This is a genomic window from Natrialba hulunbeirensis JCM 10989 (assembly GCF_000337575.1).
In the GTDB taxonomy this organism is placed as follows: domain Archaea; phylum Halobacteriota; class Halobacteria; order Halobacteriales; family Natrialbaceae; genus Natrialba; species Natrialba hulunbeirensis.
The window spans coordinates 101,394-117,861 of record NZ_AOIM01000014.1 but is presented as its reverse complement, the minus strand read 5'-3'; the positions used below and the strand labels follow the sequence as shown (position 1 = coordinate 117,861).

General features: G+C 61.5%; 18 protein-coding genes. 10 read left to right on the top strand and 8 right to left on the bottom strand.

The features are described 5' to 3' along the window. Nucleotides 1-28: 28 nt before the first annotated feature. Together C483_RS05340 and C483_RS05335 are read left to right on the top strand one after the other, a co-directional pair. Complete coding sequence (locus tag C483_RS05340) at nucleotides 29-928, top strand: ZIP family metal transporter (protein WP_006652335.1); 900 nt, start codon at nucleotides 29-31, stop codon at nucleotides 926-928. A 57-nt stretch (nucleotides 929-985) separates the two neighbouring features. Continuing rightward, the gene (locus C483_RS05335) at nucleotides 986-1,789 is read left to right on the top strand and encodes an HpcH/HpaI aldolase family protein (protein ID WP_006652334.1); all 804 of its coding nucleotides are present in this window, start codon (nucleotides 986-988) and stop codon (nucleotides 1,787-1,789) included. A gap of 64 nt (nucleotides 1,790-1,853) precedes the next feature. Here the strand turns inward: C483_RS05335 and C483_RS05330 are convergent, their stop codons facing one another. Beyond that, nucleotides 1,854-3,104: an RNA-guided endonuclease InsQ/TnpB family protein gene (locus tag C483_RS05330; protein WP_006652333.1), complete on the bottom strand. Its 1,251-nt coding sequence runs from the start codon at nucleotides 3,102-3,104 to the stop codon at nucleotides 1,854-1,856. Nucleotides 3,105-3,368: 264 nt separating this feature from the next. On the opposite strand from C483_RS05330, the gene C483_RS19395 reads away from it, so the two are divergent. Then, entirely contained in the window at nucleotides 3,369-3,752 is a 384-nt protein-coding gene (locus C483_RS19395; RefSeq protein ID WP_083860399.1) for a hypothetical protein, read from the top strand. Nucleotides 3,753-3,942: 190 nt separating this feature from the next. Continuing rightward, a complete protein-coding gene (locus C483_RS19870; protein WP_152419832.1) occupies nucleotides 3,943-4,185 on the top strand; it encodes a hypothetical protein in 243 nt (80 codons plus the stop codon). A gap of 140 nt (nucleotides 4,186-4,325) precedes the next feature. On the opposite strand, the gene C483_RS05325 is transcribed toward C483_RS19870, so the two are convergent. The 6 genes from C483_RS05325 to C483_RS05300 all read right to left on the bottom strand — a co-directional run bounded on the left by C483_RS05325 (nucleotide 4,326) and on the right by C483_RS05300 (nucleotide 10,995). Further along, nucleotides 4,326-5,993 carry a tRNA uridine(34) 5-carboxymethylaminomethyl modification radical SAM/GNAT enzyme Elp3 gene (locus tag C483_RS05325; RefSeq protein ID WP_006652332.1) on the bottom strand — a complete coding sequence of 556 codons (1,668 nt, stop codon included), beginning with the start codon at nucleotides 5,991-5,993 and terminating at the stop codon, nucleotides 4,326-4,328. Nucleotides 5,994-6,080: 87 nt separating this feature from the next. Then, nucleotides 6,081-6,407 (bottom strand): hypothetical protein, encoded by a 327-nt coding sequence (locus tag C483_RS21140; protein WP_338042456.1) that lies wholly within the window; start codon nucleotides 6,405-6,407, stop codon nucleotides 6,081-6,083. A 142-nt stretch (nucleotides 6,408-6,549) separates the two neighbouring features. Next, nucleotides 6,550-7,251 carry a helix-turn-helix domain-containing protein gene (locus C483_RS05315; RefSeq protein ID WP_006652330.1) on the bottom strand — a complete coding sequence of 234 codons (702 nt, stop codon included), beginning with the start codon at nucleotides 7,249-7,251 and terminating at the stop codon, nucleotides 6,550-6,552. A 273-nt stretch (nucleotides 7,252-7,524) separates the two neighbouring features. Next, nucleotides 7,525-8,154 carry an SHOCT domain-containing protein gene (locus tag C483_RS05310; protein ID WP_006652329.1) on the bottom strand — a complete coding sequence of 210 codons (630 nt, stop codon included), beginning with the start codon at nucleotides 8,152-8,154 and terminating at the stop codon, nucleotides 7,525-7,527. Nucleotides 8,155-8,318: 164 nt separating this feature from the next. After that, a complete protein-coding gene (locus C483_RS05305; protein ID WP_006652328.1) occupies nucleotides 8,319-10,544 on the bottom strand; it encodes a DHH family phosphoesterase in 2,226 nt (741 codons plus the stop codon). 187 nt (nucleotides 10,545-10,731) lie between these two features. Beyond that, nucleotides 10,732-10,995: a hypothetical protein gene (locus C483_RS05300; protein ID WP_006652327.1), complete on the bottom strand. Its 264-nt coding sequence runs from the start codon at nucleotides 10,993-10,995 to the stop codon at nucleotides 10,732-10,734. A gap of 346 nt (nucleotides 10,996-11,341) precedes the next feature. On the opposite strand from C483_RS05300, the gene C483_RS05295 reads away from it, so the two are divergent. The 6 genes from C483_RS05295 to C483_RS05270 all read left to right on the top strand — a co-directional run bounded on the left by C483_RS05295 (nucleotide 11,342) and on the right by C483_RS05270 (nucleotide 16,165). Further along, nucleotides 11,342-12,049, top strand: a complete 708-nt coding sequence (locus C483_RS05295) for a metal-dependent hydrolase (RefSeq protein WP_006652326.1) — start codon at nucleotides 11,342-11,344, stop codon at nucleotides 12,047-12,049. 243 nt (nucleotides 12,050-12,292) lie between these two features. After that, nucleotides 12,293-12,688, top strand: a complete 396-nt coding sequence (locus C483_RS05290) for an OsmC family protein (RefSeq protein WP_006652325.1) — start codon at nucleotides 12,293-12,295, stop codon at nucleotides 12,686-12,688. Between the two features lie 317 nt (nucleotides 12,689-13,005). Further along, complete coding sequence (locus C483_RS05285; protein WP_006652324.1) at nucleotides 13,006-14,145, top strand: ComEC/Rec2 family competence protein; 1,140 nt, start codon at nucleotides 13,006-13,008, stop codon at nucleotides 14,143-14,145. Then, on the top strand, nucleotides 14,142-14,525 hold the full coding sequence (locus C483_RS05280; RefSeq protein WP_006652323.1) for a DUF3006 family protein: 384 nt from the start codon (nucleotides 14,142-14,144) through the stop codon (nucleotides 14,523-14,525). The genes C483_RS05285 and C483_RS05280 overlap by 4 nt, the downstream gene beginning before the upstream one ends. A gap of 499 nt (nucleotides 14,526-15,024) precedes the next feature. Further along, nucleotides 15,025-15,525, top strand: a complete 501-nt coding sequence (locus C483_RS05275; protein ID WP_006652322.1) for a gamma carbonic anhydrase family protein — start codon at nucleotides 15,025-15,027, stop codon at nucleotides 15,523-15,525. 100 nt (nucleotides 15,526-15,625) lie between these two features. Continuing rightward, a complete protein-coding gene (locus tag C483_RS05270; protein WP_006652321.1) occupies nucleotides 15,626-16,165 on the top strand; it encodes a DUF5799 family protein in 540 nt (179 codons plus the stop codon). 83 nt (nucleotides 16,166-16,248) lie between these two features. Here C483_RS05270 and C483_RS20365 read toward each other — a convergent pair whose 3' ends face one another. Next, on the bottom strand, nucleotides 16,249-16,392 hold the full coding sequence (locus C483_RS20365; protein ID WP_006652320.1) for a DUF7557 family protein: 144 nt from the start codon (nucleotides 16,390-16,392) through the stop codon (nucleotides 16,249-16,251). Nucleotides 16,393-16,468: the final 76 nt, after the last annotated feature.

Sequence of the window (16,468 nt, the reverse complement as noted above, 5' to 3'; positions counted from 1 at the left end):
CTTTCCCGACAGTCGGTGAACGACCGCTATGGTCTCGCTCGCGGAGGTCGTCCTCGTCGCCGCCGTCGCGGGTGGAGTGACGGGACTCGGCGCGCTCCCGCTCTTTTTCACCGACCGCATTAGTCACCGCACCTACGACGGCGCGCTCGGACTCGCCGCCGGGATCATGGTCGGTGCGGCCGTCTTCGCGCTCATCGTGCCCGGACTCGAGTTGGGCTCGCCACTCGAGGTCGTCGCTGGCGTGCTCGCGGGCGGTGCGTTCTTGCTGGTCGGAAACGCGGTGTTACCACACCTCCACCTCCGGTTTCGGGCGGATCGCGTCGAGGGGACGGCGATCGTCGAGCCATCGGTTGATCCTAGTAGCGGGGCTGGTTCGAATGGTGGTCACGACACCGGAACCGACACTACCGACGACACCAGCGACAGAACTGGCGACGGTAGCAGTGACAGAACTGGCGACAGCGAGACAGCCGGCGACGACCTCCGCCGCGCCACCCTCGTCGGCAGCGCCGTCACGATCCACAACGTGCCCGAGGGGCTCGCGGTCGGCATCGCGTTCGCCAGCGGCGAGTCTGCGATCGGGTTCGCCATCGCGACCGCAATCGCCGTCCAGAACGTCCCCGATGGGTTCGCGATGGCCGTTCCCGCTGTTCGAGCGGGCGTCTCCCGCGGGAGAACGCTGCTCTACACGACCCTCTCCGGCGGCGTCCCGGAGCCGATCGCCGCAGCGGCCGGTTTCGCACTCGTCACTATGGTCTCCGGACTCTTTCCGGTGGCCGCCGGCTTCGCCGCAGGCGCGATGATCGCCGTCGTCTTTCGCGAACTCGTGCCCTCGAGTCACGGCCACGGCTACGCCGACACCGCGACGGCGGCGTTCATCCTCGGCTTCGCGCTGATGCTGGTCGTGGATACGGTACTCGCGGTCTGAGGCCCTCGACTCGCCGCGACCCGCGGTTTTATCGGCCGTTCGACGAAACTGAGAGCGATGACTTTCGCGACGAAATTTCGAAATCGAGAGCCGATTGTCGGCACCTGGCTCACGCTCGCCGATCCGGCGGTCGCCGAACTCAGCGGCGGGCTTGCGTTCGACGCGGCCATCATCGATATCGAGCACACGCCGAACTCACTCGAGACGGTGAGTGGATTGATCCGTGCAGTCGAACTGGGAAGTCCCAATGCAGCGAAGCGCGACAAAACCGCACCGCTCGTCCGCGTCTCCGAGAACGACCCCACCGAAATCAAGCGCGTCCTGGATGCCGGTGCTGACGGCGTCATGGCACCGATGGTCGACACCGCGGCCGAGGCGCGCGACCTCGTCGAGGCGACCCGCTATCCACCGGAGGGCGTGCGCGGAATCGGCCTCGGCCGCGCGACGAAGTACGGTGAAACGTTCCCCGACGCCGTACGGAATCCAGAGACAGAACCCGTGACTATCGCACAGATCGAAACCGAGGCCGGACTCGAAAACGTCGCTGAGATCGCCGCCGTCGACGGTCTCAACGGCCTCTTCGTCGGTCCAGCAGATCTCTCAGCGGCGCTCGGCATCGTGGGGGAACTCGAGTCCGACCGATTCCTCGACGCGGTCGACCGGGTACTCGAGGCGGGCCACGCGGAAGACAAACCGGTGTCGACGCTCGCACTCGGTGGGGACGACGTGGAGCGCTGGCTGGATCGCGGGTTTGATTTCGTGGTGGCTGGCGTCGACGTGAGTTACGTGCGAGCGGGGAGTGAGCAGGCGCTGGCGGCGTTCGAGGATGCAGTGGACGACAGCAATTCCGACATCGCCTAAATGTGACATCCTCCTCGCCGTAAACGGCGAGGCTTCCCGTACCGCAGGTGGGATATTTGCCGGTCTACGACACGACCTGTTCTCTCGTGTTGAACGTCCCGCTCTCGCGGTCGAACAGGTGTACCGATGGCTGTGCCACACAGCCGTTACTCCTATCCTCGCCGTGAGGACTCGGAGTTATCTTCTGTCGCATGTTCTCCGCCCCGTTACAATCCGCGTTTCCGACCAACTCACACGACGAACAGACGTACAATCCACGATGCTTCCGGTTGGACTTCGTGTCGTCACCACACGCTGAACACGTCTTCGATGTATCCCACTCGTTTTTCTTCAGCACCTCGACGTCACGGATCTCGCCTTTGTATTCGAGGTACTGGTAGATGCGGTCGAACGCCCACGAATGCAACTTCTTGTTTCCTGTCTTGCCCCAGTTTGCTTCTCGCACGTCTTCAGGCCAACTCACCGCGAGCGTGCCGACACCGCGTTCGACACACTCCGTAATGATGGTGTCCGTAAGCGTGTGGTAGAAATGCGTTTCCCGATCTGCGAGTTTCCGACGTGCCCACATCGACTTCTCTGATGGACCATTCTCACCCTCAGTGTCGTACTCTGCTCGTTTGAAGTAGTGCTTGTCCTGCTTGAGCGAGTTCCCGGGGTAGAGAACGTATTCGTCGGGGAACGCGACCGTGGCGATATTTTTGATGCCGAGGTCAATTCCAGCAACGCCGTCGCCTGCGGAGTCGTTGGTTTCGAGTTCGACTTTGCAGACAAAGTGTAGCTCCCACTCGTCACCGTTCCAGACGACTCGAACGTTCTGTACCCTGTTGACTTCTGAGAAATCAATGTCAGGGCGCGTCTGGTACTCGCAGAGGAGGAAGTCCGACCAATACTCCTTGAGGTTTGAGCCTTTGCTGAGACGGACACGGTTGTTTTCGGGGTCGTGTTTGAACCCGTCTGTTTTGAACGTGACCGTACTTCTGGGTCGGTCGTCGCCATGTTTGCGGTAGCCGGGCGGATTCGCCTCGTCAAGCGTGTGCCGCAGGTCGAACCACGATTGGAAAGCGTCGGAAAGTTCTTCGATGACTTTCTGACTGGATTGGGCATTCAAATCTTTCCAGCACTCACGGTTCTTCATGTACGCTTTGAGCGTTCCTTCGTCTGGGATTTCGCCTGTTGCGTCCCAGATGCGGTCGGCTGTCCAGCGTGCGACGTTCCAGATTTTCGAGGCGGAGTCGCCGAGCGAGTCGAGGCCATCGCTGACCTGTCGCTGGTTCTGGATGGAACCAACGTAGGTGCGCGTGACCTCAACCGCCATACATAGCCTATGTAGACAAACCAACTTAATGGTGTGGATTACGGTGGAATATCCGGTTTGCCACCGAGCGGTGGATTGTGGAGTTGAGTGACGCGATTCACGCCCGGCGTAAACGCCGGGATTCTCTCGCTGTAAGAAGATAGAGAGGTGGTGCAGCACACCGACCACATCTTTACCACACCAAAAGCGGTGAACTATCCACACACCACACCTGTGTGAACGTAGTGTCAAAAAGTATTTCTAGTTGAGTGTTAGATATTAAATATGAACACTCACTCTGACTCGTCACGAGCAGCCGTGACCAAGTTATCGATCTGGTGCATCATTGCAACAGTACTCTTAGCCTTCTACGTACTGTCTGACCCCCTCATATTTGTGTTCACACTTGGACTCGGTGTGGTAGCCCTAATTGGTGGTAGAATAGTGTACTCTGTGCCTGCTGACCGTAGGATCAAAGTCGCTACAGTCACTGTGTTATCTGTTCTTACGGCAGGAGCGCTTGTTCCACTTGTCGTTCAACATGTTGCAGACTACTGGGAACTCGGGAGAGAACTAATGGTATCAATAACGGCGATTGGAATTGCTGCTATTCTTGGCATATCTTTAGAAACACTTCGTCGTTTACTGCCAGAGAACAACATCGCTTGACATCTACCTCCTGATTCGAGTATCACTTGCACTGGGCGATCATCGGCCCATGTAAATCAAACCAGATTCCGTGCCACATTCGCGCTGCGGGCTGACCGCTTACCTCCGAATAATCTTTCAATCCTCTCTCTACAGAATATACTTCTGAGTGAGGGACAAGATATTTATGTCAACATAGAATATAATTAGTATGGTTGCTATTGGAATTGGTGCCCCTGCATTCTTGATTGGACAGTCGGCTATTTCTGGTTACGCTATAAATGAAATATATGGAAAATCGCTAGTGGGAGCAATCACACTTGGCGTCGGAATTTTCACACTCGGAATAGTTGGGGTGCTTACTTTTGATAGTATTGTGACTCCACTGGTGGCCCAGATTATTCTCTTGCTATTTTATCTATTATGGAAGAGAGTATCTGGTGCAGGAGCTTAGGGCGAAAACCATCCGTAGTGATCGATGTGTGCTTGGTCTGTACTGAGCGAACTGCCCTACTCAACTTCAGTCATTATGCTGGATCAGAAACCGTACGACTAGTTACTGGTACGAGTCCGGAGAAGTCCGCCTGATCGCACTCAGAGCCGCTTGCTCACGTACGGCCCGTCCTGATGATAGCCGAGCTTGTTCCGGTAGTACTCCCGCGCACCGATACCCGAGATGACGCTGACCTTGTCGTAGCCCGCGTCGGCTGCAAGGTCCTCTGCGCGCTCCATCAGGCGGCGGCCGTAGCCCTGATGCTGGTGCTGCCCTGATTCGCCCTCCTCGCCCATCGTGACCTCGGAGCCGTAGACGTGGAGTTCGCGAATGAGCGCGGTGTTCTCGAGTTCCGGTCGCACGGGATCGTTCGGGAACCGGAGTCGGCAGAAGCCGATCAGGAGGTCCTGCTCGAAGTCCTCGAAGGAAATGAAGTGTTCCGTCCCGCCGCAAGCGTCGTAGGTCATAACGTCGAGTTCGACCTCGTTCGGTTCGGCGTCGTTCATCCCGACCTCGCGACAGCGGATGCACTCGCAGGTCCAGTCGTGTTCGTCCATGCGCTTGCGAGCGAGCTGGCGGAGGTTCGACTTCCAGACGCCGGCGTCGATGAAGTCCGCCGGAATGTCCCGCTGGACGCGCTGGAGTCGCGTGTAGCGCGGAATCATATCCTTGATCTCGGCGACCAGATCGGCGGCCTCGTCGTTGTCCAGGGGATCGTACTCGCCCTCGTGCCACCAGTCGTAGGTCGCTGTCCCGCGGACGATGAGCGTCGGGTAAATCTTCAGGTAGTCCGGCTTCCACTGCTCTTCTTCGAAGATGCGCCGGAAGTCCTCCAGACACATCTCCTTGCTCATCCCCGGCTGGCCGGGCATCATATGAAAGCCGACCTTGAACGCCGAGTCCCGGAGTCGCTGGTTGGCGTCGATCGACGCCTGCGCGCCGTGGCCGCGGTGCATCTCCCGGTTGATCCGCTCGTAGGTCGTCTGGACGCCGACCTCGACTTTCGTGCCGCCAAGATCGAGCATGCGGTCGATCTGCTCGGGATCACACCAGTCGGGCTTCGTCTCGAACGTCGTTCCGATGTTGCGGACGGTGCCGGTCTCGTTCTCCGCGATCACGTCCTCGAGGTACCTCCACTCGTACTCCTCGGGATCCTCCGCGAAGCTGACGCCCTCCGCCGGCTCGGGCTCCTTGTCGACGTCGTAGTCGTTCATCGCCTCCAGGGCGCGCTTGACGAACCACTCCTGGTAGTCGTGGCTGCGGGCGGTCATCGTCCCGCCCATCAGGATGAGTTCGACCTTGTCGATCGGGTGGCCAATCTCCCGGAGCTGCTCGAGTCGCAGCGTCACCTGGCCGTACGGGTCGTAGTCGTTCTGGACGCCGCGGGCGGCTGCGGGTTCGTTCCCGGTATAGCTCTGGGAGGAGGAAAACTCCGAGTCGGGGCCGCCGGGACAGTAGAGACACTTCCCGTGGGGACACCGCTCGGGCGACGTCATGATCGCAACCGGTGAGACGCCCGAGGCGGTGCGAACGGGCTTGCGCTGGAGCACCGATTCTAAATCCTCGCGGTGTTCCTGTGGCGCGTAATCAAGCAGCTCCGAGTTCTTCGGCACCTTCGGCGCGGAGTGTTCCGAACAGGCCTCGAGTTTGGCCTTCTCGACCTCGTCGCGTTCGACCTCGCCGGCGAGAATCCGCTCGACGAGCGTCTCACAGACCTGCTGGAACGCCTCGGTTTCGGTCGGCTCGTGGTCGGGCGTCTCGGTACTCACTACACGATGTTCGTCGCGCAGCGTGAATAAGCGTGTCGGACTCCCTACCACGCGCTCGCGGTTGACAGTCTCTGTTTTGAGTTCGGCTCAGTCCATGATTTCGTCGAACTCCGTCGACCCACACTGACAGCCCGCCGGTCGGCCGATCAGGCGCGTCTTGCCGTCGGGCCACTTCTCGGCCGCGTACGCCGTCTGACAGTCAGTGCAGATGACCGCAACTTTCCGCTTTCCCGTCTCTGCTTGGTCCCCCGCTTGTACCTCGATCTCCGGCATCGAGTTGGTCTGTGACTTGTTCTCACCCTGTTTCGCCGAACGCTCTCGCTCCTGCGAGTTCGTCTGTTCCGCGTCCTGTTGGTCTGGGTCGGCCGCAGACGCAGACGAGGACGTGGACTCCGATGGCGTTCTGGATGGCACAGTAAAAGAGGGGACCTGGACGGGCATCCGGCTATCCCTTTGAACGTGAGTCTCTTTATATCACGTCGGCTCCGCCGGTGGAGCTACGTCTCCGTTCGCCAGGAGCACAAACCCAGGCAGCCTTCCGGTATCGGTTGCTATCTCACCCTTTCCCATCACTCTGCCCCTCGCTCTCGAGTGACTCTGTCGCAGCACGCTCACCCGAGACGACCAGCGTATTCTGCGTCAGGTTCGCCGTCGCGCGGCGCAGTCGCTGTGAGACGGCGTTCGTCGAAATCCCGAGTTCGTCAGCCAGATCGCTAATCTGTGCCTCGCGAGGAACGGCAAAGTAGCCCAACTCGAGTCCGACGACGAGCGCCTCGCGTTGTTCGTTCGTGAGGTCGTACTCGCGTTCTCTCGGGGCGGTGCCGTCGTAGATCCGCTGCAGTTCGAAGGAGTGGTCCTTTTCGTGGAAGTAGCGCTGGAACGCCTTGACTGCGGTCTGGTTTACGAATTTGAGTTTGAGAAACCAGCGACCGTCTGCCGCCTGTGCCTCCTGCATAATCCCGTGCTGGTTGACGATTTCGTCGATCAGTTGCTGAACCGGCTCGGCCCAGTGGACGTTGAGATAGCCGAGATCTCCTTCCCGGTCGAGGAGGTCGAATTTTACGACGCTCGAGTCGGACTCGAGTGCGTCGGTCACGTTGTCGATATCACAGTCGGAGATCCAGAGGAAGGGCATGATCCACTCGCGGCTGTGGGTTGCGAGTCGTTCGACTTCGATGGTTGCCTCGCTGATGCGGTCGAACGTGTCTCCGAGAGCGAAGGCGTCGGCGGGAATCGTGAACTCGGCGATGACGCTCATGGGGGACAAAACAGACGGCCGAGGATAAGTGAGCGGGGTGGCTGTCAACGAGGTGGTTTGTCAACCCGAGCTGGTATTGGTTGGCTGTGGGAGAGGCTGCGTTGGTGGGTACTGACGGATCGGGAAAGGGTAGTCTGCAACGCGGTGTCCAGTTTGGCTTGTGGTTGTGGACGGCTATGGGCGGTTGTAGGCGATTATGTCGGTGCGGGCTGTGGCCGTTGTGAGCGGCTATGGGCGGCTGTGGACGGCTGTGAACGGTCTGTTCGGTTACGTTCAGTTACGGTCTCGTTCAGGCTCACGCCCGCCGTAGCTCCCCTCACCCTCACGGCCTCCACGCTTCCCTTCCGTCTCCGGCCGATTACGCTCGTCCACTCGTGAATCCGCAACACTCGGCTCACGCTGCCACCGGTCTGCCGATTCGATCGTCTCCGTCTCGAGTAGCCGTTCGAGTTTCGCCTCGAACTGGTCGTCGGTGAGTTCACCGGCAGCGTACCGCTGGCGGAGCGTCTCGAGGGCCGCTCCGGGGGTTGGGTCGCCGGTTTGGTTCGGTTCCCGGCTAGTGGCCAGAGACTCGTCTCTCGAGTTCGTATTCGTCTTTGTGTTCGTGTTCGTGTTCTTGCTCTTGTTCCCGCTTTCACTCTCACTCTCGCTCTCGTTCGATCCCCACCAGTCCTCCCAGGAGTCATCGCCCCACCAGTCATCCCACCACGTTTCGCGATCATCCTCGTCGCCGTACAGAATGGCGACCAGCGGGATAACGACGATGTACCCAAACAGCAAGACCGGCAACCAGATGCTGCTCCCGACCGGCAGAAACAGCAGTGCGAGCCAGAGCCCGGTGACGACCATCACCGTGATCTCCGTGGCGTTCTCACGAAAGCGGGTCGCAGCATCGTCGCTCATTGGTCCCTAGACGGTCGTATAACCGAAAACTGTTTCTACACGACGGAAGGGCAGCGAGGGGGACGGCGACGACGGAGACGGCGTTCGAAAGCCGGCGTCACCACTGGCGGCAAAGTGGTACGGGAGGAAGTGGACTGGCGTCGGCGTTCCGGCCGCGTTCGTGCCTATGCGAGTGTGGCGTCGAGCGCCTCGAGTGCGGCCTGACGCACGGCATCGCGTTCGCCGGGGAGGAACTCGACGTGGCCGTCCTCGCCACCAACGACGTGGACGCCAGCGTCGGGAACTGCCTCGGCGATTGCGTCACCAAGGTCGCGGACGTTCAGCGACTCGGTCGCGCGGACGTGTAGTTCGTCGTCACCGAGGCCGATGGTGACGAACGAGTCGGCCTCGCGCTCGCGTCGGTGCAGCGCATCGAGCAGGAGCGTCGTCGTCGGGAAGTTGTAGCGGTGGGTGAACGCCGCCGTATCGAGCACGGCGACGGTGTTCCCGTCGACGGATTGGGTCGTCAGGTTCTCTCGTGCCGTCTCGAGCCCAGTGTCGAGCTTCGAGCGGAACTGCTCGGAGACGTGGGCTGCGAGGTCGCCGTCGTGATCGAACAGCAGGTCGGCGATGAGTTCGCGCTTGTCCTTGTAGGACTGGTAGTAGGACTCGAGTGCGACGGCTTCGCGGCGCTCCGAGAGTGCCGTCTCGTCGAAGCCGGCCTCGGTTGCGAGCTCGGTGTAGGCTTCGGGGGTGTCCTCCCAGTAACTGATCGCCGGAAGGTGTTCGACGTCCTCGCGGACGTCGTCGTTGACCAGCGCGGCGATGTTCGCCGAGAGTGCGGTCGACGTGACGTCCGAGACGTCTTCGCCGGCGAGCGACGGCGAAACGGCGACGGAGACTGCGTCGGCAACCTCCTCGTCGGCGTTGCTGTCGTCCACGACGAGTGACTCGGCGTCGTACAGCGAAAGGAGGTCGTAACCGTCGACCGACTCGACGGTCGAGCCGGCGTCGACGAGGACGACGAGCGGCAACTGCTCGCCGTGGCGCTCGCGTGCCTCGAGCATCGAGGTGACGTCGTCGGTCGCGGCGTCCATGTCGTAGACGCGGCCGTCGAGCGGGCGGCGCTCGAAGTAGTGGTACTCGGCGTCGTCGCGGGTGTGCTTCTCGCGAATCAGCGGGAGCACGGCGCGCTCGATGGCGGCACCGGCAACGTAGCCGTCTGCGGTCGCGCCGTGACGGACGACGACCGGGCGCGCCTCCATGACGGCACGGCGGATCGCGGTCGCAGCGTCGACGAGGTCGTCCTCGACGGCAGCCACCGCGTCGTGCTCGGCGAGCAGCGATGCGTCGTCCGGGCTCGCCTCGCGCTCGAGTGCGTTCTCGAGTCGGTCGACGACGGTCTGGCGCTCCTCGTCTTCGAGCTGGTCGAGCGTTTCGGTCTCGACCTGCAGGTCGCCGTAGTGGCGTTCGACCTCGCCCTCGATTGCGACGGCGTCGTCGACGTCGACATCGGGGTAGGCGCGGACGCCGGCTTCTTCGAATGCGGCGCACTCGACGGTGCCGGACTCGTCGCGCAGTTCGAAGACGGTCGGGCCGCTGGTCTGGCGGACGCCAGTGATCTCGCCCTCGAGTCGGACGACGCTGCCGACCTGGTTTTCGATGGCGTCGACTGTGGTGCGCTTGAGTGCGGGTTCGTCGTCAGCGGCGTCAGCTGTGTCAGCCACGTCAGCTGCGTCGGTGGCAGTGTCCGCATCCGCACTTGTCTCTGTCTCTGCAGCACCGGCCGACGTGCTGGTCGTCGCGGACTCGGTTGCGACGGAGCCGCTGCCGTTCGCGACGGGTTCGGTTGCGCTCGATGCGTCGGGTGCCGACTGGCTGCCGCTCGAATCGACTGATTCGTCGGCGGTGGAATCGGTGGTGTCTGCGCTGGAGCCGGATTCGGTTCCGGAGTCGGAGTCAGAGTCAGAGCCGGAGTCAGCCGCAGAACCGGCATCCGACGACTCGTCGTCAGATCCCTCCTCACCGTAGTCTTCGGGACGGAACTCGTCGTTTGCCGTCTCGATTAGTTTGCCGCGGAACTCGCGTTCGCGCTGGCGGATCGACCAACCGAGGTCAACGTTGCCGTTGTCTCGAACGTCGAGCACCTGGACGTAGACGTCGTCCCCGGCGTCCCAGTCGAGACTTTCGAGTCGTTGATCGAGTTCGCTTCTGTGCAACAGGCCTGTAACGTGTGATCCGATGTCGATGAAGACACCGAAATCGGCGTAGCCGTCGACGGTGCCCCGGTAGTATCGGCCGGGGGAGAGCTGCGAGGCGGACGTGCCCTCGAATTCGAAGACTGCGTCCTCCTCGTGGCTCTCGCAGATTTCGCCGTCAACGGGTATGCCGCAGATGATACAATTACCCATCTACCCCTAGCAAGCAGTTTCGTCCTAAAACGGTTGTCGAAATGCGTCCGGGCTGTCACGGTCCGGGACGGTCCGGCAAACGCGACGGTAGGACCGGTCACGACCGGATGTAGCTTGCTGGTCCTCGTCCGAGCGGACGCTATCGCTGGCCGTTGGCGATACCCAGCAGAAACAGTGGTTGGAACCGTTACTCGAACACCGCGGAGTTCTCCTGTAAGTCCGAAATGTCTTCGACGAGTTTCTCTACGTCTTCCGGGAACAGCGAGACCTGTACCTCGTTGCCGTCCTCGTCGTCGAAGACGAGTTTGACACGTTTGTCCCCGAACTCGCGGGCCTCAGCGCCGTCGACATCGAATAGTTTGACGGTCGCCTCCTTGTTGTTCGGTCCGATGTTCTTGATCGCGCCGTCGTTCAACTCGAGCATGAACTCCTCGAGAGTCAGTGCGAGCATACACCTCGTACGGACGCCGGGTAAAAAACGCCACGGCATTCGTCGCCGTGTCGTCGACCGCATCGGACCCCGGGTTAACGAGGGTCAGACCGTTGCACGGTGTGTCAGCGTGCAGACGGTAGTCGATATATTTGAGAGCACCTGAATAAATAGTGAGGATCGTTTATTCGCTGGAGGGAACGCTCGTGGTGTCGGACGCTGGTTGTCGGCTTTCACTCACTGGTCGGTGACAGGTGTCGCCACGGGGCAAAGACCCTTATTTCGGTGGTCGGATTGTGCTCCCCGAACGCGGGTCGACGCACCCAATTTTAAGTCGTACACGACGAACAGTTCGAGTGGTATGGCTATGGAACTCACCTGGCACGGCCACTCGACCTGGCACGTCACCGTCGGCGACACCGACCTGCTGATCGACCCGTTCTTCGATAACCCGAAGACGGACCTCGACCCGTCGGATATCGAGACGCCCGACTACGTCCTGCTCACGCACGGACACGCAGACCACATCGCCCACGCGGGCGAGTTTTCCGAGGCGACGCTCGTCGCAACGCCCGAACTCGTCTCCTACTGTGAGGAGGAGTTCGGCTTCGAGGACGCCGTCGGCGGAATGGGGATGAACCTCGGTGGCACCGTCGAGTGCGGTGACGCCTTCGTTACGATGGTCCGCGCAGACCACACGAACGGCATCATGACGGAAAACGACACGAGCGGCGGGATGCCCGCCGGCTTCGTGATTTCGGACGGTGAGCCAACCGACGCAGCGGCGACGACGCTGTACAACGCCGGTGACACTGCGTTGCACTCGGAGATGCGCGACGTCATCGGCGACATTCTGGAACCGGACGCGGCCATTGTCCCTATCGGCGACCACTTCACGATGGGGCCGGCCCAGGCGGCCGTTGCCGTCGACTGGACCGGCGCGGACCACGCGTTCCCACAGCACTACGATACGTTCCCACCGATCGAACAGGATCCCGACGACTTCGCGAGCGACGTGAGCGACGCCGAAGTGCACACGCTCGCCGCAGACGAACCGTTCACACTCGAGTCATGATACTGCCGGACAGAACTGTTTGAAGACCGGTCGCTCGAACTCGGCTGTCACCGGTGGAGACGGCCGGCATTTCGCGACCGACTTCTCACTGACTTCTGTCTGACAGTATGAGCGTCGACAGCCACTCTGGGTTGGTTCCCACACCGTCGCGACCGGGTGGGCCACAGACTCGTATCACCATCCCGGACGCTTTTGCTCCCGTGAACAACGTTTACAGCACCGGCTGTGGTCGTCACGACTGCCATGTCGAAACAGGCGACCACCATCTCCGAAGAGGGGTTCAGCGCGACCAACGAGATTCGCGATTTCGAGACGACGATCGACTCGAACGGCGAGGACGGCCCGGACACACTCGAGACGCTGCTCGCAGCGTACGCTTCCTGCTACGTGCCCGCACTGCGCGTCGGCGGGCAACAGCGCGGCGCTGACGATCTCGGCAAGATTCAGATCGACACCGATGGCGAACTCAACGACGACGACAAACTCGAGTCCATCTCGTTCGACATCCAGGTTGAAGCGGACATAGACGACGAGACGGGCGAGGAGATTCTCGAGCGCGCGTTCGAACTGTGTAAGGTCCACGATGCGCTGAAGGACAGTCTACACGCAGACGCGAGTATCGAGGGCGGCGCGTTCTGAGCGGCGACGACTCCGCGTGTGTTTCGAACCGCGGTTGACGGTGTCGATTCAGGTTGATTTGGTATGGTTCGGTTCGGTCTGGTTCGGCCCGATCCGGTTCGGTCCGATCTGGTTCAGTTCGGTCTGGTTTGGCCCGGTTCAGTTCGGTCTGGTTCGGCCCGATCCGGTTCAGTTTGGTCCGGTCCGGTTCGGTTCAGCCCAGCTCGGTTCCGTACAGATCGACTCCATCCCATCACTACCCAAACACGTTTCGACTCGAAGCGGATACTCTGGAAGATGTCCAAACAATCATCGGGCCGCCGTCCCACGAGAGAGTCGTGAACCGAACGCTGCTGATCGTCGCCGTCGTCGGACTCGTCACGCTTGCAGGCTGTGGCGCTGGAATTGACACTGGTCAGAACGGCGACGAGCCGCCAGACGGTGCGGACATCCCGACAGTCTCGGGCGAACTCGAGTTCCACCACATCGACGTGGGACAGGCGGACGCGACGCTGCTCGTCACGCCCGGTGGTGAGACGATTCTGATCGATACCGGCGACTGGCGACCCGATGGCGAGGATGTCATCGATTATCTCGACTCGCAGGGGATCGACCGGATCGATCATCTGATCGCAACGCACGCCCACGCGGACCACATCGGCGGCCACGCGGCCGTCATCGAACACGTCGAGGAGAACGGCGAGGGTGTCGGTGCGGCCTACGATTCCGGTGTCGCACACACGAGCCAGACGTACGACAACTACCTCGATGCAATCGAGGAGTACGACGTGACACTGTTCGAAGTCGCCGAAGGTGACGACCTGCCACTCGAGGGAGGGGACGAGAACGAGACTGTGAACGGAACTGAGAACGAAACCCAGGGCGTCACCGCCACGTTCCTCAACCCACCCGCAGGCGACTCCGGCAGCGACCTCCACGACAACAGCGTCGCGCTCGCCGTCGAGTTCGGCGACTTCTCGTATCTGACCACCGGCGACGCCGAGACCGATGCCGAGGAGCGTCTCGCCGACGAGCAGACGGACCACCTGCCGTCGACTGCCTACCAGGCGGGCCACCACGGCTCGACGACCTCCTCGACCCCGCCGTTCCTCGACGCCGTCGATCCCGAGCTCGCGATCATCTCGAGTGCACTCGAGTCCCAGTACGGCCATCCACACGACGAGGTACTCGAGTCGTTCGGCGAGCGCGGGATTGAGACGTACTGGACGGCGGCCCATGGCGACATCGTGCTGACGACTGACGGCGAGGACGTGGCCGTCTCGACTGCGGCCGACGCGCCGACAGATCCGGCGGCCCTACTCGAGTTGAAGCACGAGGCGAACGAGGAGGCGTCACAGTTGTCGCTCGGTGCGGTGCCAACCGTGCCGTCTCTGCTCGGGCCGGAACTGGAACTGGGGCCGGGCCAGAGTGGTGCACAACAGCTAGCAGGAGGCGGACCAGGAGCAGGATACCCATGACAGCAGATGAAACACCTACGACAGCGACCGCGGTTCTCGATCGCATCGTCGACGGAGAGACTGCAGTGTTGCTACTCGAGGGCGATATCGAGAACGAGAGTGGTGACGTCGAGAACGAAAGTGGCAACGATGAGACGGCAACGAGCAGCGATTCGGCAGGTCGCGGTGGCCTCACCGATGAGATGCGCCTCGACATCGAGCGCGTCCCGGACGACGGCCGGCACGAGGGTGCCGTTTTCGAGGCGACCGTCGAACGAGACGACGACGGCGAGGTGAGTGCACTCGAGACGCTCACGTACCGACCGGACGAAACGGAAACGCGGCGAGAAACGGCTCAGGATCGATTCGACGAGTTGTCAGAGCGGCTTTCGGATCGGTAGCGGGGCGAGAGCGAATTGTTGTCACTGGGTGCGCTGTTTTGCTGGGAGTATTGTTTGCTGAGAGCGTTGTTCCGCAGAGAACGTCGTTTCGCTAAAAGCGTTGTTCGTTGGTGTCCTTTCGTACGGAGAGTTACCTCTCACAGAGGTCTGTCAGGCTGACTCAAAACGTCCGCTCACCGCAGTGGTGAGCGGTACTGGGGCGGAATTGTGAAAGTGGGGTGGAAGTGGGATGGAATCGTCGGGTGTAGTGGGGGAACACCCTGATTCCAGTGGATGGCTGAAGTGGGGTGGGTGGGTAGGGGAGTGGGGTGGGGTGGGGTGGATGTGGGATGGTGGAGTCGGATGGTGGATGACACGTCAGCGGAACGCTGGCCGGGGAAGCCAACTCGCCCGCTGTACTCACACATTCCGGCGCTTGTGTATTAGCCGTAGTGCCAAATTGTGTTGGAGACCGTGAGAGGAAGACACATTCAATACCGCTCGCGAGACAGCACCAGCCATGTTACGATCGTTCGACGGAACCGAACCCCAGGTCGCCGACTCCGCGTACGTCGATGACGCCGCCGTCGTCATCGGCGACGTCCGCATCGAAGCCGAGGCAAGCATCTGGCCGAACACCACCCTCCGCGGTGATCACGGCACGATCGTCGTCGGCGAGCGAACCAACGTCCAGGACAACGCCGTCCTCCACGAGCACGCAACACTCGAGTGCGGCGCGACAGTCGGCCACAGTGCCATCGTCCACAACGCTACCGTCGCCGAGGGCGCGCTGGTCGGCATGAACGCGGTCGTCCTCGACGGCGCACACATCGGTGAGGGAGCCGTCGTCGCCGCCGGCAGCGTCGTCACCGAGGGAACGGACGTTCCGCCCTCGACGCTGGTCGCCGGTGCACCTGCAGAGCCGAAGACCGAAATCGACGATGCGCGCCTCGCAGGGACGGCCGATCGCTACGTCGAACTTTTCAAGCGCCACGCCGAGACCTCGACGCGTCTCGAGTAAGTGGCTGGCCGGGACTCGAACTCGAGTGCGCCCGCCGAGAGGGACGTTTCGGGGAACAACGAGGGAAACGCTGATACAGCCACCAGCCGAAGCCACGCGCATGAGCAAGTCATCGTGGACGGACCAGATCGTCGGGGAGCGGATGACCGTCGATCAGGAGTTCTCTTCGCGGGTCGCGAGTTCGCAGTTCTCGAACCAGCAGTGGAGTCTGATCATGACCGCGACGGAGTTCGAGATCGAAGACGCCGACGAACCGGAGCAGGCCAAATTGGTCGCAGACACGTCGAAACTCGAGCAGATCATCCCCGAACTCGAGAACGTCGACGCGGGCATGGGTGCGATGGGGGGTGCAGGCGGTGCCGGCGGTGCAGGCGGCAGTTCGGGCTCTGGCGGCTCAGGTGGGCTCGTCGACTCCATCAAGGGCGCACTCGGCATGGGTGGCGGCGGGAACGACCACGAGGAAAAGCGCGAGGCGGCTGAACAGCTCACTCAGGAGTACGCAGACGAGTTACAGACCCATCTCGAGTCGAGCGGCCGCTGGGAGTCGGTTCGTGAGGCTGCTGCGGCCGAGACTGAGATCGACGCCGACGCCGAGACCGAGGCCCAGACCGGCGGCGACGAAACCGACGCAGCGAACTGACACGACGACTGATCGGCCAACTGTGGAAACGGGCTGGCCCGGACTGGCACGTCTCCAGGTGTCAGCCGGCGAATAGCAACTACTCAATCGCCCGCGTGAAACAGCGTCAACTCGCTGGCCTCGTAGATGTTGATCAGTTCCATCACCAGCTCGTCGTAGGACTCGTCCTCGATGCGAATGCCGTCGAGTCGCTCGATCGTTTCCTCGTCTAGCTCTATCTGTGGCATATGTGTACACACGTCATTGAGGGATAAAAGCCCGCGGGCGGCTAGCGGTCGGATAGTCGTGTCGGCCCCTCCGACG